The following is an 18,831-nucleotide window of genomic DNA, read 5'->3' as shown; positions in this document are numbered from 1 at the left end:
CTCACCAGGATCCCGGGGGCAGGTGGCCCCGCTCGGGCGGCGTGCGGCGCAGGCGCACCGCCCGGCTCGAGGCCACGGTGCCGGCGGTCAGCCCGGCCAACGCGGCGGAGAGCCCGGCGACCTCCGCCCGGGACGCGGGCTCGGCGGCCTCGAACTGCCGGATCAGGTCCACCTGGGCGTCGAAGTCGTGGGCGGCGCCCAGGGCGTCCTCGGCCGCCAGCGGAGAGGTGGTCCGGAAGCCGCCCCCGGGCGCGTCCCATCCGTGGCCGGCCGGGTGGAAGACCACCTCGGCCCGGCGCGACGAGACGGGGGTGGGCGCCCCGTCCGCGGCGACGGCCAGGTCCCCATCCGAGGAGAACTCCAGCACCGCGGTCCGCCCGGTCTCCACCGCGTTGCCGGACGGTGCCGCGATCGTCATGACGCCGGCCACGGGGTACACGGACGTGAAGTCCTCGCGACCGGCCAGGTTGACGGCGTGCACCCCGCCCTGGGAGTAGCCGGCCAGGACGAGCGGGGCACCGTGCGGGACGCCGGCCGCCTCGAGCGCCGCCCGCACCGCCGGGGCCGTGACCTCGGACTCGGAGCCGAGGGCGTCCAGCAGTCCGCCGGCGTCCCACGGGTCGGTCGACTCGGGATCCGGGATCAGGCCGCCGCGGGTGCCCGGCAGGCCCACCACCCAGGCGCGGCTTCCGTTCTCTCGCACCACCTCCGTGACCGTGAGGTCGCCGTCCCCCTCCTCGCGCGGGATGAGAGAGGCCAGCCCCGTGGCCGAGCCGTCCAGCAGGGCGGGCGCCGTCGGCCGGTCCTGCGGCGCCCCGTGCGGGGTCACCGCGCCCTCGGGCGCCGCGCCGGCGAGGGTCAGGGCGTCCTCCACCACGGTCCACGCCTCGTCCGGGGAGACCCGCAGCGCCTCAGTGAGGTCCGACACGGCATCCGTCCCCTTCTTCGCCGCGGTGGAGACGGGCCGCTTCAGCACGCGCCTCTGCGCCCTCGTCAGCATCTTCACGTCGATCCGTGCCAGGGCCGCGAGCAGGGGGAACCCGGTGGCCGTGAGCATGGCGGCCACGATGGCCTCGGGCACCGCCTGGACGAAGTCCTGCACGAGCCGCTCCGCCTCGCGGGTGGTGAGGCCGTCATGGCCGTCCCGCCAGAGCAGCGCCGGCAGCTCCCCCAGGGAGGCGTCTTCGGCGGCCATGATGCCGGCCGCCGCGCGCTCGGCCTCCTCGTAGCGGGCCGCCGCGGAGAGCAGGTCACGGTGCAGCTCGGCGCACTGCTCCGACAGGCTCTGCACGCGACCGACCGCCTCCGCCAGCCGGTCCTGCAGCAGGGCGGCGGAGGCGAGCCACGTGGCCGACCGGCCCAGCCCGAAGGCGGCCGCGTCGACCTGCCACGAGGCTCCGGCCGCCTCGTCGGCGGCGTGCTCGTGCCGCCCGGCCACGACGCGCATCTCCTCGGCCTCCGCGTAGATCGAGCCCGGTCCGCCGTGCGTGCTGAAGGCCACCGCCCCCGGGCCCGCACCCCGCCCGCCGGTCACGCCGCCACCGCCAGCGAGCGCAGGACGGCCAGCGCCGTCTCCTCGGCCGCCCGCTGCCGGGCCTCCGCGTTCCGGCGCGCGTCCTCGGCGTCCCGCTCGGCGGTGGCCCGCAGGGCGAGCCACTCCCCGGCCTCCCGTTCGAGCTCCGCTGCCAGGGTCGCCGCACGCCGGACGGCCTCCCCATAGGCGCCGGCGGCCTCCCCGTGCCATGCGGTGTGCATCGCCGAGCGCACGTCCGTGGCGGCGCTGACCAGCCCGCCCAGCGCCGTGCGCAGCTGCGTCTGGGCCACGGCGAGGTCGGCGAGGGCCTGCTCGGCGGCCTCCCGCTCGCGCCGGGCGGGGTCGGCCCACGCGACCAGGCGGGCGGCGTCGTCGTCGAGTCCGACGGCCCGCAGGGCCGTGGCGATCTGCTGAGGTCCGATGAGGGGTGGCATGCGGCCACCGTAGGAAGGGCACGGGTCCCGCGACCGCGGCGCGGGAGGATCCGGGGATGGGGGACGCCGTCGGGACGCCTGTGCAGGAGTGAACCGTCCCGCGCGGCCCCCGGTGGCCGCCTCGCACCCGGGTCGCGCCGACCCCGACGTGTTGACCGAGGTCACACCCTGACCTATCCTGAACGAGCGGTCAGTAATTCGGTGCACCCCCGGTGCGCCCTGACCACGGAACCAGCCCGCACTCAGCGTGAGGTGATCCCCATGACGCAGACCAGCTCCCCCCAGCACCTGGCCTCCGTCCCGTCCCCCGAGGATGCGGCCGGCCAGGAGAACTTCGATCGCCTGATCGCGGAGGACTCGCGCATCGAGCCCCGCGACTGGATGCCCGAGGCGTACCGCAAGTCCCTGACCCGCCAGGTCTCCCAGCACGCGCACTCCGAGATCATCGGCATGCAGCCGGAGGCCAACTGGATCACCCGCGCCCCCTCCCTGAAGCGCAAGGCGATCCTCATGGCCAAGGTCCAGGACGAGGCCGGCCACGGCCTGTACCTGTACTCCGCCGCCGAGACCCTCGGCACCCCGCGAGACGAGCTGAACGAGCAGCTGCTCTCCGGCCGCGCGAAGTACTCCTCGATCTTCAACTACCCGGCCCGCACCTGGGCGGACATGGGCGCGATCGGCTGGCTCGTCGACGGCGCCGCGATCTGCAACCAGGTGCCGCTGTGCCGCGCCTCCTACGGCCCGTACGGCCGCGCGATGGTGCGCATCTGCAAGGAGGAGTCGTTCCACCAGCGCCAGGGCTGGGAGATCCTCTACGAGCTCTCGCACGGCACCCCGGAGCAGAAGCAGATGGCCCAGGACGCCGTGAACCGCTTCTACGGCCCGGCCCTGCAGATGTTCGGCCCGCCGGATGAGGACTCCCCCAACTCCCGCCAGTCCATGGCGTGGAAGGTCAAGCGCTTCTCCAACGACGACCTGCGCCAGCGCTTCGTGGACATGATCGTCCCGCAGGCCGAGGCCCTCGGCCTCACCCTGCCGGACCCGGACCTGAAGTGGAACGAGGAGCGCGGCCACTACGACTTCGGCGAGCTGGACTGGGACGAGTTCATGTCCGTGATCAAGGGCAACGGCCCCATGAACACCCAGCGCATGGCCCGCCGCATCCAGGCCCACGAGGAGGGCGCCTGGGTCCGCGAGGCCGCCGCCGCCTACGCCCGCCGCCAGGCCGAGCAGAACGCTCCGGCCGAGACCCACCTGATCGGAGCCTGACCCATGAGCGAGACCACCGCCGCCTCCCACGCCTGGCCCCTGTGGGAGGTCTTCGTCCGCGCCAACCGCGGCCTCTCCCACGTGCACGCCGGCTCACTGCACGCCCCGGACGCCACCCTGGCGCTGCGCAACGCGCGGGACCTGTACACCCGCCGCAACGAGGGCACCTCCGTGTGGGTCGTCCCGGCCGAGGCCATCGCGGCCTCCGACCCGGACTCCAAGGGCGGCTTCTTCGAGTCCGCGCAGGGCAAGTCCTACCGTCACGCCACCTACTACCAGCAGTCCGAGGGGGTGCCGCACCTGTGAGCTTCGCGACCAACGACTCCGCCACGAAGCACTCCGCGGGCGTGGCCATCACCGCCGAGGAGATCGCGGCCGGCGAGCAGAAGGCGAGCGACGACGTCGCCCGCTACGCCCTCGCCCTCGGCGACGACGCCCTGATGCTCGGTCAGCGCCTGTCCTGGTGGATCTCGCGCGCCCCGGAGCTCGAGGAGGACATCGCCCTGGGCAACATCGCCCTGGACCTCGTGGGCCACGCCCGCTTCCTCCTCTCCTATGCCGGCACGGCGTGGGGCAAGACCGAGGACGAGCTCGCGTACTTCCGCGACGAGGAGGAGTTCCGCTCCGTCCGCCTCGTGGAGGCTGAGAACGGCGACTTCGCCAAGACCATCGCCCGCCAGCTGTACTACTCGTTCTACTCGTACGAGCTGTACACCCGCCTGCGCGAGTCGGCGGACCCCACGCTCGCCGCCATCGCGGACAAGGCCCTCAAGGAGGTCCTGTACCACCAGGACCACGCCGCCCTGTGGGTGCAGCGCCTGGGCCTGGGCACCGAGGAGTCGAAGCGTCGCATGCAGCGCGGCCTGGACGAGCTGTGGCCCTACGTGGCCGAGCTCTTCCACGACGACGACGTCGTCCGCGCCCTCGCCGAGCAGGGCGTCGCCGTGCTGCCGTCCTCGCTGGAGGAGCCCACGATGACCCGCATCCGCGCGGCCATCGAGGAGGCCGGCCTGACCGTCCCGACGACGGGCACCGCCCGCGGCGGCGACCGCTCCGGCGCCATGAGCGAGTACCGCGGGTACATCCTCGCGGAGATGCAGTCCCTGGCGCGCCGTCACCCGGGAGCGACCTGGTGACCACCGCCAGCGAGCTGCGCCCCGCCGATCCCGCCGACGCGCGGGTCTGGGATGCGGCCTCCACCGTGCACGACCCGGAGATCCCCGTGCTGTCCATCGCGGACCTGGGGATCCTCCGGGAGGCACGGGTCGAGGGCGAGAGGGCCGTCGTCGTCATCACGCCCACCTATTCCGGCTGCCCCGCCATGGACACCATCACCACGGACGTCACCCGCGCGCTCGAGCGTGCCGGGTTCCCCGACGCCGAGGTGCGCCTGGTGCTCCAGCCGGCGTGGACCACGGACTGGATGACGGACGAGGGCAAGGCCAAGCTCAACGAGTACGGCATCGCCCCGCCCGTCGCGCGCACCACGGACGGCCCGGTCATGATCGGCATGGCCGTGAAGTGCCCGCGCTGCCACTCCCTGAACACCCGCGAGATCACCCGCTTCGGCTCCACCTCCTGCAAGGCCCTCTACACCTGCCGGGAGTGCCTCGAGCCTTTCGACTACTTCAAGGTGCACTGATGACCGAGACCACCGACGCCCCCACCACCGGCAAGCGCCGCGCCACGTTCAACACCCTCGAGGTGTCCGAGCTGCGCCGCCTGACCGACGACTCCGTGGAGGTCACCTTCGCGGTGCCCGAGGAGCTCGCCGACGACTACGACTACGTGCCGGGCCAGTACGTGGCCCTGCGCAAGGAGCTCGACGGCGCCGAGGTGCGCCGGTCCTACTCGATCTGCGCCGTCCCGAAGCGCGGCGAGATTCGCGTGGCCGTGAAGAAGGACATCGGCGGCAAGTTCTCCACGTGGGCCAACGAGAGCCTCGAGGTCGGCGAGAAGATCGACGTGATGAACCCGCAGGGCGCGTTCACGTCCCGCACGCACGTCACCTCCCTCAACGACGCCCAGCAGGTGGCGGCGGAGAAGGTCGCGGAGAAGAAGGACACGCACCTGGTGGCGTTCGCGGCCGGCTCGGGCATCACCCCGATCATGGCGATCGCCAAGGCCGTGCTCGCGGCCTCCGAGTCCTCGCGTTTCGACCTGGTCTACGCGAACCGCTCCGCCATGGACGTGATGTTCGCCGAGGAGATCGGCGACCTCAAGGACAAGTACCCGGCCCGGTTCACGGTGCACCACGTGCTCTCCCGCGAGCAGCGCGTGTCCCCGCTGCTCTCCGGTCGCATCGACGAGGACAAGCTCACCACCCTCCTGGACCGCGTGATCGACGTGGAGGGCACCGACGAGTGGTTCCTCTGCGGCCCGTTCGAGCTCGTGCAGCTCACCCGTGAGACGCTCGCCGCCCGCGGCGTGTCCGAGGACGACGTGCGCTTCGAGCTGTTCACCACTGGCCGCCCGGAGAACCCGCAGGGCCACTCCGGCCGTGTGGTGGAGGTGGACCCGAAGGGCGACAACGTGACCATCGAGTTCAACCTCGACGGCCTCACCGCCAAGGTCGAGTCCCCCAAGTCCGCCCACGAGACGGTCCTCAACGCCGCGCTGCGCGTCCGCTCGGACGTGCCCTTCGCGTGCGCCGGCGGCGTGTGCGGCACCTGCCGCGCCAAGGTCGTCGACGGCGCCTACGAGATGGACGAGAACTACGCGCTCGAGAAGGACGAGGTGGAGAAGGGCTACGTGCTCACGTGCCAGACCCGCCCGACCTCCGACTCGATCACGCTGGACTTCGACGCCTGAGCGCCCGCCCACGAGACCGAAGGAACCCCCGATGATCGAGATCACCGTCGAGAACGGCGTCGCCGAGATCGTGCTGGACGCCCCCCAGAGGATGAACGCCCTGGACGAGGCCGCGCTGGCCGAACTCCAGGCCGCCTACGAGCGGGCCGCCGCCGGCGTCGAGTCCGGCGAAGTCCGGGCCGTGCTGCTGCGCGGCGAGGGCCGCGGCTTCTGCGCGGGCCGCGACATCTCCGCCGTGGTCCCTGCCGAGGACGACGCCACCGCCTACCTGCGGGACAGGGTCACCCCGGTGCTGCGGGCCATGTCCGCGATCCCGGTCCCCACCTTCGCCGCGGTGCAGGGCGCCTGCCTGGGCGTGGGTCTGGGCCTCGCGATCGCCACGGACGTGGTGTACGTGGCCGAGGACGCGAAGATCGGCTCGCCGTTCGCGAACCTCGGGGCCACCCTGGACTCGGGCGGCCACTGGCTGTTCACCGAGCGCCTGGGCGCGCACCGCACCCTGGACCTGATCTACACGGCCGAGCTCCTCTCGGGCGCCGAGGCCGTCCAGGCCGGGCTGTTCTCCCGGGCCCTGCCCGCGGACGAGCTGCTCGAGTTCACCCGCGCCAAGGTCGCCCAGGTGGCCTCCGGCGCGACCCTCGCGTTCCGCGCGTCGAAGGAGCTCGTGGCCCAGGTCCGCGACCACCGCGTGGGCCTGTGGGAATCCCTCGACGCGGAGAACATCGCCCAGGGCGAGCTCTGCGGCACCGCGGACTACGCCGAGGGCTTCCAGGCCTTCCAGGAGAAGCGAAAGCCGGAGTTCACCGGCCGCGGCTGAGCCGCCGCACCCCGCCACCGACGACGGCGCCGCACCCTTCGCGCGAGGGGCGCGGCGCCGTCGTCGTCCCGGCCCGGCCGCGTCACATTCCCGTCATCAGCCCGGATCGTGGCGTGAGTCACAGAGATCGTATACGGTGACGGGTGTCACTTCCCGACCGATCGGTCGGGAACCACACCGTCCCGCCGCCGTCTCACGGTCGGCCGCCGCCCCGCATCCCAGGAGCACCCATGAGCCACACCGTCGCATCCCCCGCGGCGCCCGCCCCCGCGCGCGACCGCCGCGAGGAGCGCAAGGTCATCGCCGGCACCGTCGTCGGCACCACCATCGAGTGGTACGACTTCTTCATCTTCGCCCAGGCCACCGCGCTCGTCTTCGCCGCCCTCTTCTTCCAGCCGATGGGCGAGAGCGGCTCCCAGATCGCCGCGTGGGTCACCCTCGGCATCTCCTTCCTCGTCCGCCCGCTCGGCGCGATCATCGCCGGCCACCTCGGCGACCGCTTCGGCCGCAAGCTCGTCCTGTCCCTCACGCTGATCGGCATGGGCCTGGCCACCACCCTCATCGGCCTGCTGCCCACCTACGCCCAGATCGGCGTGTGGGCCCCGATCCTGCTCGTGGCGCTGCGCCTGCTGCAGGGCCTGTCCGCCGGCGGCGAGTGGGGCGGCGCGGCGCTGCTGTCCGTGGAGCACGCCCCCCACGGCAAGCGCGGCCTGTTCGGCTCCGCCCCGCAGATCGGCGTGCCGCTGGGCATGATCCTGGCCACCGGCGTGCTGTTCATCGTGCGTTCCACCATGTCCGAGGAGCAGTTCCTCACCTGGGGCTGGCGCATCCCGTTCCTGATCTCCGTGGTGCTGATCGTCGTCGGCTACCTGATCCGCAAGGCCGTCGAGGAGTCCCCGGTCTTCAAGGAGATGCAGCAGCTCAAGGTGGACGAGTCCGCCCCGCTGGGCGAGCTCTTCCGGCACCACACCAAGGAGGTCATCCTCGCCGCCGTGATCTTCGCCGCGAACAACGGCGTCGGCTACCTGCTCATCGCGTGGTTCTCGAAGTACGGCGGTCCGAAGGGCCTGGGCATGACCTCCTCCGAGGTGCTCATCGCGAGCCTCGTCGGCGGCGTCGGCTGGTTCATCTTCACCCTGCTCGGCGGCTGGGTCTCGGACAAGATCGGCCGCAAGCTGACCTTCGTCCTCGGCTACGGCTTCCTGATCGTCTGGGCCTTCCCGCTGTTCGGGCTGCTCAACACCGCGTCTCTGCCGCTGTTCTCGCTGGGCCTGTTCGTCCTGACCCTGGGCCTGGGCCCGTCCTACGGCCCGCAGTCGGCGATGTACGCCGAGATGTTCCCGGCCCGCGTCCGCTTCTCCGGCGTCTCCATCGGCTACGCGCTCGGCACCATCATCGGCGGCGCCTTCGCCCCGCTGCTCGCCGACCAGCTCGTGAAGACCGGCTGGGAGAACGTGGCCTGGTACATCATCGTGATCTCCGCGATCTCGCTCATCGCCGTCCTGTTCGTCCCCAAGGGCATCCAGGACCGCGAGCTGCACGACGAGCAGGTCGTCGCCACGCGCTCGAACCCGGTGGTGCCGGCCTGATCCGGCCCGTCTGACGGGTTTCACCCGTCCCCACCCCACGACGACGGCGCGTCCTCCTCCGGAAGGGCGCGCCGTCGTCGTGCGCGGCCGGACCGGCGCCGAGGCCCGCAGACACGCCGCCACGTCGGGATCGAAGCGACGCGTCTGCGGGCCTCGGCGCGGGCTCCCGCCTGTCCCGTCACACCCGCCCCCGCAGTTGACCCCCGTCACACCGGCCCGGGATACTGAACCTGAACGCACGGTCGGTAATTCGCCGCGCCCGCCCCGTCGTCGGTCACTCAAGGAGTCTCCATGTCCGCACAGTCCCAGGCCCTGCTCGTCGGCGGTCGCCGCACGCCCGTCGGCAAGTACGGCGGCGCCCTCTCCTCCGTCCGCCCCGACGACCTCGCCGCCCTGACCGTCAAGGCCGTGATCGAGGACGCCGGCATCGACCCGTCGGTCGTGGACGACGTCATCCTCGGCAACGCCAACGGCGCCGGCGAGGAGAACCGCAACGTCGCCCGCATGGCCTGGCTGCTGGCCGGCTTCCCGGACACCGTCCCGGGCATCACCGTGAACCGCCTCTGCGCGTCCGGCATGTCCGCGATCGGCATCGCCACCGCGATGGTGCGCTCCGGGATGGCCGACGTCGTCGTGGCCGGCGGTGTGGAGTCGATGTCCCGCGCCCCCTGGGTGATGGAGAAGCCGACGACGGCGTTCGCCAAGCCCGGCGCGGCCTTCGACACCTCGATCGGCTGGCGCTTCGTGAACCCGCGCTTCGCGGACGGCGAGTTCGGGGAGAAGTTCACCTTCTCCATGCCGGAGACCGCCGAGGAGGTGGGCGAGGTGGACGGCATCACCCGCGAGGACGCCGACGCCTTCGCCGCCCGCTCGCATGCGCGTGCGCTGGCCGCCATCGAGGCCGGCCGCTTCGTGGACGAGATCGTGCCCGTCGTCGTCACGGGCCGCAAGGGCGCCGAGACGATCGTGGACACGGACGAGGGCCCCCGCCCCGGCTCCACCCCCGAGGTGCTCGCCGGCCTGCGCCCGATCATCAAGAAGGACGGCGTGGTCACCGCCGGCAACTCCTCCTCCCTCAACGACGGCGCCTCGGCGATCCTCGTCGTCTCCGAGCGGGCCGCGCAGAAGTACGGCCTGACCCCGCGGGCCCGCGTCGTGGAGTCCACCTCGGCGGGCCTGGCCCCCGAGATCATGGGTCTGGGACCCGTCCCGGCCACCGAGAAGGCCCTCGAGCGCTCCGGCTGGTCCGTGGCGGACCTGGGCGCCGTCGAGCTCAACGAGGCCTTCGCCACCCAGTCCCTGGCCTCGATGCGGCGACTCGGCCTGGACCCGGAGACCGTCAACGCCGACGGCGGCGCGATCGCCCTGGGCCATCCGCTGGGCTCCTCGGGCTCGCGCCTCGTGGTCACGCTGCTCGGTCGGATGGAGCGTGAGGGCGCGGACAGGGGCCTGGCCACGATGTGCGTGGGCGTGGGCCAGGGCTCCGCGATGCTCGTCGAGAAGGTCTGAGCGCATGGCCGACTTCAGCCACTTCACGGCACTGCGCGTCGAGGAACGTGAGGACCGCGTCCACGCGCGCATGGACCGCCCGGGCGTGCGCAACGCGATCGACCAGACCATGGTCGACGAGTTCCACGAGCTCTGCGCCCATCTCGAACGCGAGCCGAAGATCCTGATCATCTCGGGCACGCAGGTGGAGTCGAAGCGCGAGCCGGGGAGGTTCTCCGGCATCTTCGCCTCCGGCGCGGACATCGGACAGCTGCGCGAGCGCCGCCGCGACGACGCCCTGCGCGGCGTGAACTCGCAGGCCTTCGACCGCATCCACCGGCTGCCCATGCCCGTGATCGCGGCGATCGACGGCTTCGCCCTCGGCGGCGGCGCGGAACTGGCCTACGCGGCCGACTTCCGCATCGCCACCCCGGCGCTGAAGATGGGCCAGCCCGAGACGAGCCTGGGGATCACCGCTGCTGCGGGCGCCCAGTGGCGGCTCAAGGAGCTGGTGGGTGAGCCGGTGGCCCTCGAGCTGCTGCTCGCCGGACGGATCCTGGACGCGCAGGAGGCCCTCGAGCTCAAGCTCGTCACCGAGCTGCACGAGCCGGACGCCCTCCTCGACGCCGCCGACGCCCTCGCCGACCGCATCGCGCAGCAGGACCCGCTGGCGGTGCGGCTGTCCAAGCGCGTCTTCCACCTCCCTCGCGAGGCCCACCCCCACGTGGACGAGATCGCGCAGGCCATCCTGTTCGAGTCCGAGGCCAAGTTCGAGCGCATGCAGGCGTTCCTGGACCGCAAGAAGAAGTGAGGACTGACATGACCGATCAGAAGAACACCCCTGATACCGAGCCGTCCTCCGTGCCCGCCGTCGTCGGCGTCCTCGGCGGCGGCCGGATGGGCGGCGGCATCGCCCACGCGTTCCTCGTCTCCGGCTCGTCCGAGGTGGTCGTCGTCGAGCGCGACCCGCAGTCGGCCCAGGCCGCCGAGGAGCGCATCGAGGCCGACCTGGCCGCCTCCCTCGAGCGCGGCAAGATCGACGGCGACCTGGACGTGTGGGCGCAGCGCCTGACCGTCTCCGTGGACCGCGCCGACTTCGCCCGCTGCGACCTCGTGGTCGAGGCCGTGTTCGAGGACATGCAGGTGAAGATCGAGGCGCTCACCGACGTCGAGGCCCACCTGCGCGAGGACGCCTGGCTGGCCAGCAACACCTCCTCCCTGTCCATCGACGAGATCGCCACGCACCTGCAGCGCCCCGAGCGGTTCTGCGGCCTGCACTACTTCAACCCGGTGCCGGCGTCGAAGCTCGTGGAGGTCGTGATCGGCGAGCAGACCGGTGCGGAGCTCCAGGCCCTGTCCACCCAGTGGGTCCGCGGGCTCGGCAAGACCCCCGTCGTCGTCAAGGACGCCCCGGGCTTCGCCTCGTCGCGCCTGGGCGTGGCGATCGCGCTCGAGGCCATCCGCATGGTCGAGGAGGGCGTGGCCTCCCCCGAGGACATCGACGCCGCCATGGTGCTGGGCTACAAGTTCCCGGTCGGCCCACTGGCCCTGACCGACATCGTGGGCCTGGACGTGCGCCTGGGCATCGCGGAGTACCTCGAGTCCCAGCTGGGTGAGCGTTTCGCCCCGCCGCAGCTCATGCGGGACATGGTGGCCCGCGGCGAGCTCGGCCGGAAGTCCGGCAAGGGCTTCTTCGACTACCGCTGATCCCCCGGGGCGAGCGCTTTCGAACGTGAGATAGGACCTATCTCCCGTTCGAAAGCGCCCATTCCCCCGATATCACGTTCGAAAGTGCGGGGCCGGCGCGGCTAACGTGACGGGCATGGACGAGCCCACGCTGCTGCGCGTCGCCCGCGACCGCGCCCTCGAGCTGCCGGGCAGCGCCGCGTCGCACCCCTTCGGCCCGGACACCGAGGTCGTGAAGGTGCAGGGGAAGCTGTTCGTGGTGTTCATCGACCACGACGGGCGCCGCCTCGTGAACGTGAAGGCCCGCCCGGAGGACGGCGCCCAGCTGCGCGCGGCCCTTCCCGCGGCGATCACGCCCGGCTATCACATGGACAAGCGGCACTGGCTCAGCCTGGCCGCGCACCCGGACCTCGACGAGCAGCTCGTCCGGGACCTCGTCACGGAGTCGTACCTGCTGGTCGTCGCGAAGCTCCCCCGCACCCGGCGCCCCGTGGACCCCGAGACCTTCGGCCGGGCCTGATGTCGGCCGACCGCCCCTTCCGCTTCACCCACCGCTGGGCCGTCCCCGCGGACGCCCGGTCCGTGCTGGCCCTGCTCGCCGACCCGGCCGGCTACCCACGCTGGTGGCCGGCCGTCCCGCGCGTCCGTCACCTGGGCCCCGATCGCGCCGCCGTCCGGCTGCGCGGGTTCGTGCCGGTGCGTCTGACGATGGAGCGTCTCATCGACGACCGCGCCCGCGGCCTTCTGGTCGCGCACCTGAGCGGGGACCTGACGGGCACCGTGCGGGTCACCGTGCACGACGACGGCGCCCCGGCCGGACGCGCGCCGCACTGCATCGTGGTGTGGGAGCAGGAGGTGGTGCTGACCTCGTCGTGGATGCGCGCCGTGGCCCGCGTGCCGGGCGCCCGCGCCGCGATGGGCCTCAGCCACGCGGTCGCGATGCGCTCCGCGCGTCGGGCGCTCGGGGCGAAGGCCATGCCGACCGCTGACCCCGCTCCAACAACTCGTCCATGACGGCCCGGCGCCCCGGCCGGCTCAGAGCTCGGCCTGGGCCTCGTTCCACTCGCGGGACAGCGGCGGGCGGGAGAGGCCGTCGAGCAGGCCGTCGGCGGGGTCGACGCCGAGCTCCACGATCCTGTTGTCCGCGTCCACGTGGACGACCTTGGGCTGGAAGTTGCGAGCCTCGTCGTCGTCCATCTGCCCGTAGGCGATGAGGATGACGATGTCCCCCGGATGCACGAGGTGGGCGGCGGCGCCGTTGATGCCGAGCACGCCGGAGCCCCGCTCGCCCGCGATGGTGTAGGTCTCCAGTCGCGCGCCGTTCGTGACGTCCACGATGGACACGAGCTCGCCGGGCAGGATGTCCGCGGCGTCCAGCAGGTCCTGGTCCACGGTCACGGAGCCCACGTAGTGCAGGTCCGCCTGGGTCACGGTGGCCCGGTGGATCTTGGCGTGGAACATGGTGCGCAGCATGCGGCAGAACTCTCCGGATGAGGGGGGGCGGGGCGGGTCCGAGGGGACCGGTGCTCGATTCTACGCCGGTCCGGAGACGAGGGGCAGGGGGGGTCGACGCCGGCCCGAGGGCCCGAGGCTCCCGCCCCTCTCGTCGAGGCCCGCAGACACGCCGCCACCGCCAGGACGTAGCGGCGCGTCTGCGGGCCTGGGCGGGTCAGATCCACGACGGCGGCACTCGGCCCGGCGGCGTCCGCGCGGCCACCAGGCCGCGCAGCTGACGCACGAACAGCTCCCAGTGCCCCGGCCGGAACACGTCGGCGGTCACCCGGATCACCTCCCACCCCTCCGCGCGCAGGGCCGCGTCCCGCTCGCGGTCCTCACGCCACTGCCGGCGATCCGTGCGGTGCTGATCGCCGTCGTACTCGACGGCCACCTTGGCCTCCGCCCACACCAGATCCACGCGGAGCCGCTGTCCCGTGGCGAGGCGGATGCACGGGTTCACTGCGGGCTCGGGGACGCCGTCCAGGACGAGCCGCGCCCGCAGTCGGCTCTCCTGCGGCGAGTCGGCCCCGGGGCGGACGAGCTCCAGCGCCTCCCGGGCCGCGCGGATCCCGCGCACCCGTCCGCGTTCCTCGACGGCGGCGCGCAGCTCGGCCACGTCCGTCACCCCGGGAGGCAGCCGACGGCGTCGGGCCTCCGTCGGGGCGGTCCGCACCATGCTGTCCCCCAGCGCGACGAGATGCTCGAGCGGCCCGGCGTGCGCGGCGAGGTCCACGAAGGTCCACCCCGGTGCGGTCACACGCACCCCGTCCACGATCCGCACCGGTGCGTCGACGTGGAGGCGGTGTGAGCGGATCCCGGCCCGGCTCGACGCGGTGCCGTGGCCGCGCGGGGTCGCGATGTGCACGGACCGGTCGGCGGCGAGCGGCCCGGTCAGCCACAGGCCGAGCACCCGGGCGGCCGTCACGTGGCTGAACACGCCCTCGGGGTGCAGATCCTGCAGCGCCCGCACATGGTCCAGGGGGTCCGGTTCGACGCCGCGCCGGCCCCAGAGCCCCCACCCGAGGGAGACCACGTCCCCGCGCCGCAGCCGGGCCGCGCTCACCCCCGCCTCGCGCGCGGCCGGGGTCGAGAACACGGTCGGAGCGCGGAGGCGGCCGTCCAGTCCGCAGCGCATCGGAGGCAGGGGCGCGGGCGAGCGGGGCATGGGCCGAGCGTGCCCGATCCGGGCGGGCCGCCGTCGTCGTCCGCCGGGATCTGTGGACGACGCCCCACCGAGGCCCGCAGACACGCCGCTACGTCCTGGCGGTAGCGGCGTGTCTGCGGGCTTCGGCGCCACGGCTTGCCCCGCCAAGCCCTCCCCACGACGACGACGTCACCCGCCCGGCTCCCCCTCCCGCGTGATCCACGTCTCGGCTAGGGTGAGGACCAATAACCGACCGATCGGTCGGGACTCGTCCGTGCCCCCGACACCAGGAGACCTCGTGACCGTCACCGCCCCCTCCCTCCCGGAGATCCTCCCCAGCTACGTCGCCGGCAGCTGGTGGACGCCGTCGCACCCGTCCAAGGTCACCGACGTGACGGACGCGAACACCGGCGCGCGCCTCACCGGCGTCTCCACCGACGGCCTCGACACGGCCGCCGCCATCGAGCACGCGCGCACCGTCGGCCAGCAGGCCCTGGGCGAGCTGACCATCCACGAGCGCGCCCTCAAGCTCAAGGAGCTCGCGCTCTACCTGAACTCCCGCGTCCAGGAGCTCTACGACGTCTCCTTCGCCACCGGCGCCACGCAGCGCGACCACGCCTTCGACGTCGACGGCGGCATCGGCACCCTCTTCACGTTCTCCGGGAAGGGCCGCCGCGAGCTGCCGAACTCCAACGTGATCATCGACGGCGACGTGGAGCCCCTCTCCCGCGACGGCTCCTTCATCGGCGAGCACATCTACCAGCGCATCCCAGGCGTGGCCGTGCAGATCAACGCCTTCAACTTCCCCGTGTGGGGCATGTTGGAGAAGTTCGCCCCGGCCTTCGTCGCCGGCGTGCCCACCGTGGTCAAGCCGGCCACCCCCACCGGCTACGTCACGCAGAAGTGCGTCGAGCTGATGCTCGAGTCCGGCGTGCTGCCCGAGGGCTCGATCCAGCTGATCTCCGGTTCCGCCCGCGACCTGCTGGACCACCTGGACTACCGCGACCACGTCGCGTTCACCGGCTCCGCCGCCACTGCGGCCACCCTGAAGAAGCACCCGAACGTGCAGGAGGGCGGCGTCCGCTTCACCGCGGAGACCGACTCCCTCAACGCCGCCGTCCTCGGCCCCGACGCCGCCCCCGGCACCCCCGAGTTCGAGGCGTTCGTGAAGGTCGTCTTCCAGGAGATGACGGTCAAGGCCGGCCAGAAGTGCACCGCCATCCGCCGGGTGATCGTCCCGCAGGAGCACGTGGACGCCGTCGTCGAGGCCCTCTCCGCCCGGCTGGGCAAGGTCGTCCTGGGCGACCCGCGCGTCGAGGGCACCACCATGGGCGCCCTGGCCTCGAAGGAGCAGCAGAGCGAGGTCCGCGGCGCGGTGCAGCGCCTGGTCGACGCCGGCGGTCAGGTCCGCCTCGGCGGCCCCGAGGGCTCGACCGGCGACGCCGACGCCGAGTCCGGCGCGTTCTTCGCCCCCACGGTGCTCACCTTCGAGGACGCACGCACCCCCGAGGTGCACAGCGTCGAGGCGTTCGGTCCGGTCACCTCGGTGATCGGCTACACGGACGTGGCCGACGCCGTGGCCCTGGCCGCCCTGGGTTCGGGATCGCTCGTGGCCACGGTCGCCACGAACGACGGTGAGATCGCCCGCGCGTTCGCCGCCGGGATCGGCGCCCACCACGGCCGCGTGCACGTCCTGAACCGCCAGACCGCCACGACCACCACCGGTCACGGGGCCCCCGTGCCGGGGCTGATCCACGGCGGCCCCGGCCGCGCCGGCGGCGGCGAGGAGCTCGGCGGGGTCCGCGCCGTGAAGCACTACATGCAGCGCACGGCGATCCAGGGCTCCCCGGACATGCTCACGGCCATCACCGGCGTGTGGCATCAGGGCGCCGCGGCCCACACGGTGACCCGCGAGGACGTGGAGGCCGGCACCGCCGTGCACCCGTTCTACAAGTCCCTGGCCGAGCTGACGGTGGGCGACCAGTTCGCCTCCGGCCTGCGCACCGTCACCCTGGAGGACATCACCGCCTTCGCGGAGGAGACCGGGGACAGGTTCTACGCCCACACGGACGAGGAGGCCGCCATGGCCAACCCGTTCTTCCCGCGCCGGGTGGCCCACGGCTACCTGCTGGTCTCGTGGGCCGCGGGGCTGTTCGTGGCCCCGGATCCGGGCCCGGTGCTGGCCAACTACGGCCTGGAGAACCTGCGCTTCATCACGCCCGTCACCTACGACGACGCCATCCGCGTGACCCTGACCGCCAAGCGCATCACCCCGCGCGTGAGCGACGAGTACGGCGAGGTGGCCTGGGACTGCCGGATCCACAACCAGAAGGACGAGCTCTGCGCCCAGTACGACGTGCTGACGCTCGTGGCCAAGACCTGGCCGATGGCCCCGTCCGAGGCATCCCAGGGCTGAGCCTCCCCGCCCCGACGGGCCGTCCCGTGCGCCGGCTGCGCACCGGGCGGCCCGTCGTCGTCCCCGGGAACAGGGAGCGCGCCTGGGGCGTTCACCTGGGCGTCCCATTCGGACCGCGAGAGAAGAAGGTCGACACACATGTCCGAGTTCACCCGTTTCGACCAGGTCACCGTGCTGGGCACCGGTGTGCTGGGTTCGCAGATCATCCTGCAGGCGGCGTACCACGGCAAGAAGGTGATGGCCTACGACGCCGTCCCCGCCGCCCTCGAGGGGATCGAGCGCCGCTGGGCGTGGATCCGCCAGGGCTACGAAGCAGACCTCGGGGAGGGCTACGACCCGCAGCGCTTCGACGAGGCCCTCGCCCGGATCACGCCGACCTCGGACCTCGGCGAGGCCCTGGCGGATGCGGACATCGTGATCGAGGCCGTCCCGGAGAACCTGGAGCTCAAGCGCAAGGTGTGGGCCCAGGTGGGCGAGCTCGCCCCCGCCACGACCCTGTTCGCCACGAACACCTCCTCCCTGCTGCCCTCGGACTTCGCCGACGCCAGCGGCCATCCGGAGCGCTTCCTGGCCCTGCACTACGCCAACCGCATCTGGGCGCAGAACACCGCCGAGGTCATGGGCACCGCCGCGACCTCGCCGGAGGCCGTCGCGGGAGCCCTGCAGTTCGCCGAGGAGACCGGCATGGTCCCCGTGCACGTGCGCAAGGAGATCCCGGGCTACTTCCTCAACTCCCTGCTCATCCCGTGGTTGCAGGCCGGCTCCAAGCTGTACATGCACGGAGTGGGCAACCCGGCGGACATCGACCGCACCTGGCGGGTGGCCACCGGCAACGAGCGCGGCCCGTTCCAGACCTACGACATCGTGGGCTTCCACGTGGCCGCCAACGTCTCCCGCAACACGGGCGTCGACTGGCAGCGCGGCTTCGCTGAGCTGCTCGAGAAGAGCATCGCCGAGGGCCACAGCGGTGTGGCTGACGGCCAGGGCTTCTACCGCTACGGACCGGACGGGGAGAACCTCGGCCCGGTGGAGGACTGGAACCTGGGCGACAAGGACACCCCGCTCGGCTGACCTCCTCGGCTGACGGATCAGGGGCCGTCCGGTGCGCACCCCGCATCGGGCGACCCCGACGCATGCCCCCGCCGCTTCCTTGTGGCATCCGTCACAGCGCACGTAGAGTCGAACCATGATGCCCTCCCGGCTCCCCCTGCTCGGCGTCCTCGCCGTGGGCGCGCTCGCCCTCGCCGGGTGCGCGGGCGGCGGCGCAGAGCCCTCCTCCCCCGCCCCCTCGTCTGCGTCGTCCACGACGACGGCGGCCTCGTCAGCGTCCACGTCGCCCGCGGCCAGCAGCTCCACGGCCCCCACGTCACCCGCGGCCAGCGCCACCACGGCGAGCACGGGCGGCGCCTCCGCCTCGGGCAGCCTGTCCCTCGAGATGCCCCCCGCGCTGGACGGGCAGCGGACCCTGGCGGTGCAGGCCGCCGTGCAGCGGGCCGCGGGGCCGGGGTCCGAGGTGGGGCTGAGCGCCGCCTCTCCGCTGGAGCGGCAGACGGAGCTGCGCCAGCGGGCCGACGGCCTGGAGCAGGCGGTCGACGCCGGCGCGAGCCCGGCGCCCACCCGCAACGCGGAACAGCAGGCCTGCCTGGACGCCACCCGCTCCGCCCTGGAGCGGGACGCCGAGGCCGGGGCCGCGGACCTGGGGCTCACGGCCCAGCCGGAGACGGCCGCCACCACCGGCGGCGGGCCCACCACGACGCCGGCGCCCTCCTTCACGGCGTCCCCCGACGCCGAGGTCACTCCGCTCGGCGTGCGCGTCACTGTGTACCCCACGGAGGAGGCCGCCCGCGCCGCCCTGGAGGACGCCCGAGCGGCGGCGCAGGCCTGCACCGGGGTGGACCTGGCCGGGCTCGACGTGGAGAGCGTGACGCGGACCGAGCACGAGGGCGGCACCGCGTACACGGCGCTCCCGGCCCCCGGGGGGTCCGTCTACTCGCATCTGACGGCCGTGCAGGACGGCGCCCGCACCGTGGCCGTGGCCCAGGCCGACGCGGATGGCGGGGTGCCCGCAGACGCCGAGGTCCGTGCGGCCTCGATCGTGGCCGAGGTGCTCGCCGCGCTCGACGGCGAGGGCTGAGGACAGCGGCCC

Annotated in this window: 19 protein-coding genes; 15 read left to right on the top strand and 4 right to left on the bottom strand. The window is 72.9% G+C overall.

The window, feature by feature from the left end; translation table 11 throughout:
* Window position 1: 1 nt before the first annotated feature.
* Window positions 2-1,501 (bottom strand): hypothetical protein, encoded by a 1,500-nt coding sequence (locus ACUXPL_RS00315; RefSeq protein WP_454181108.1) that lies wholly within the window; start codon window positions 1,499-1,501, stop codon window positions 2-4.
* A 29-nt stretch (window positions 1,502-1,530) separates the two neighbouring features.
* Window positions 1,531-1,968, bottom strand: a complete 438-nt coding sequence (locus ACUXPL_RS00310; protein WP_454181106.1) for a hypothetical protein — start codon at window positions 1,966-1,968, stop codon at window positions 1,531-1,533.
* A 261-nt stretch (window positions 1,969-2,229) separates the two neighbouring features.
* Between ACUXPL_RS00310 and paaA the strand changes: the two genes are divergently transcribed.
* The 12 genes from paaA (at window position 2,230) to ACUXPL_RS00250 (ending at window position 12,642) form a co-directional block, all read left to right on the top strand.
* Complete coding sequence (gene paaA, locus ACUXPL_RS00305; RefSeq protein WP_454181104.1) at window positions 2,230-3,237, top strand: 1,2-phenylacetyl-CoA epoxidase subunit PaaA; 1,008 nt, start codon at window positions 2,230-2,232, stop codon at window positions 3,235-3,237.
* Window positions 3,238-3,240: 3 nt separating this feature from the next.
* Window positions 3,241-3,543 (top strand): 1,2-phenylacetyl-CoA epoxidase subunit PaaB, encoded by a 303-nt coding sequence (paaB, locus tag ACUXPL_RS00300; RefSeq protein WP_020624884.1) that lies wholly within the window; start codon window positions 3,241-3,243, stop codon window positions 3,541-3,543.
* Window positions 3,540-4,373 carry a 1,2-phenylacetyl-CoA epoxidase subunit PaaC gene (paaC, locus tag ACUXPL_RS00295; RefSeq protein WP_454181102.1) on the top strand — a complete coding sequence of 278 codons (834 nt, stop codon included), beginning with the start codon at window positions 3,540-3,542 and terminating at the stop codon, window positions 4,371-4,373. Before paaB ends, paaC begins: the two co-directional genes overlap by 4 nt.
* The gene (gene paaD / locus ACUXPL_RS00290; protein WP_454181100.1) at window positions 4,370-4,879 is read left to right on the top strand and encodes a 1,2-phenylacetyl-CoA epoxidase subunit PaaD; all 510 of its coding nucleotides are present in this window, start codon (window positions 4,370-4,372) and stop codon (window positions 4,877-4,879) included. Before paaC ends, paaD begins: the two co-directional genes overlap by 4 nt.
* Window positions 4,879-6,048 (top strand): 1,2-phenylacetyl-CoA epoxidase subunit PaaE, encoded by a 1,170-nt coding sequence (paaE, locus tag ACUXPL_RS00285; protein ID WP_454181098.1) that lies wholly within the window; start codon window positions 4,879-4,881, stop codon window positions 6,046-6,048. Before paaD ends, paaE begins: the two co-directional genes overlap by 1 nt.
* A gap of 31 nt (window positions 6,049-6,079) precedes the next feature.
* Window positions 6,080-6,865, top strand: coding sequence for an enoyl-CoA hydratase/isomerase family protein (locus ACUXPL_RS00280; protein WP_049159390.1), 786 nt, complete (start codon window positions 6,080-6,082; stop codon window positions 6,863-6,865).
* 230 nt (window positions 6,866-7,095) lie between these two features.
* The gene (locus ACUXPL_RS00275; RefSeq protein ID WP_454181096.1) at window positions 7,096-8,454 is read left to right on the top strand and encodes an MFS transporter; all 1,359 of its coding nucleotides are present in this window, start codon (window positions 7,096-7,098) and stop codon (window positions 8,452-8,454) included.
* 291 nt (window positions 8,455-8,745) lie between these two features.
* Window positions 8,746-9,963, top strand: coding sequence for a thiolase family protein (locus tag ACUXPL_RS00270; protein ID WP_454181094.1), 1,218 nt, complete (start codon window positions 8,746-8,748; stop codon window positions 9,961-9,963).
* Window positions 9,964-9,967: 4 nt separating this feature from the next.
* On the top strand, window positions 9,968-10,753 hold the full coding sequence (locus ACUXPL_RS00265) for an enoyl-CoA hydratase/isomerase family protein (protein WP_454181093.1): 786 nt from the start codon (window positions 9,968-9,970) through the stop codon (window positions 10,751-10,753).
* Window positions 10,754-10,761: 8 nt separating this feature from the next.
* Window positions 10,762-11,649 carry a 3-hydroxyacyl-CoA dehydrogenase family protein gene (locus ACUXPL_RS00260; protein ID WP_180536215.1) on the top strand — a complete coding sequence of 296 codons (888 nt, stop codon included), beginning with the start codon at window positions 10,762-10,764 and terminating at the stop codon, window positions 11,647-11,649.
* Between the two features lie 115 nt (window positions 11,650-11,764).
* Window positions 11,765-12,148: an MmcQ/YjbR family DNA-binding protein gene (locus ACUXPL_RS00255; protein ID WP_098470863.1), complete on the top strand. Its 384-nt coding sequence runs from the start codon at window positions 11,765-11,767 to the stop codon at window positions 12,146-12,148.
* Window positions 12,148-12,642 carry an SRPBCC family protein gene (locus ACUXPL_RS00250; RefSeq protein WP_180536216.1) on the top strand — a complete coding sequence of 165 codons (495 nt, stop codon included), beginning with the start codon at window positions 12,148-12,150 and terminating at the stop codon, window positions 12,640-12,642. Before ACUXPL_RS00255 ends, ACUXPL_RS00250 begins: the two co-directional genes overlap by 1 nt.
* A 21-nt stretch (window positions 12,643-12,663) precedes the next feature.
* Here ACUXPL_RS00250 and panD read toward each other — a convergent pair whose 3' ends face one another.
* Entirely contained in the window at window positions 12,664-13,101 is a 438-nt protein-coding gene (gene panD / locus ACUXPL_RS00245) for an aspartate 1-decarboxylase (RefSeq protein ID WP_036318106.1), read from the bottom strand.
* A gap of 196 nt (window positions 13,102-13,297) precedes the next feature.
* Window positions 13,298-14,290 carry a DUF559 domain-containing protein gene (locus ACUXPL_RS00240; RefSeq protein WP_454181090.1) on the bottom strand — a complete coding sequence of 331 codons (993 nt, stop codon included), beginning with the start codon at window positions 14,288-14,290 and terminating at the stop codon, window positions 13,298-13,300.
* 277 nt (window positions 14,291-14,567) lie between these two features.
* On the opposite strand from ACUXPL_RS00240, the gene paaZ reads away from it, so the two are divergent.
* From paaZ to ACUXPL_RS00225, 3 genes are all read left to right on the top strand, one after another.
* Entirely contained in the window at window positions 14,568-16,685 is a 2,118-nt protein-coding gene (gene paaZ / locus ACUXPL_RS00235) for a phenylacetic acid degradation bifunctional protein PaaZ (protein ID WP_454181088.1), read from the top strand.
* Between the two features lie 138 nt (window positions 16,686-16,823).
* A complete protein-coding gene (locus ACUXPL_RS00230) occupies window positions 16,824-17,756 on the top strand; it encodes a 3-hydroxyacyl-CoA dehydrogenase (RefSeq protein ID WP_454181086.1) in 933 nt (310 codons plus the stop codon).
* Window positions 17,757-17,871: 115 nt separating this feature from the next.
* Window positions 17,872-18,819, top strand: a complete 948-nt coding sequence (locus ACUXPL_RS00225) for a hypothetical protein (RefSeq protein ID WP_454181084.1) — start codon at window positions 17,872-17,874, stop codon at window positions 18,817-18,819.
* Window positions 18,820-18,831: the final 12 nt, after the last annotated feature.

This window comes from Micrococcus sp. 140720015-1 (assembly GCF_053627595.1).
The sequence above is the reverse complement of the archived record's forward strand: the minus strand, read 5'-3'. Positions and strand labels throughout refer to the sequence as shown.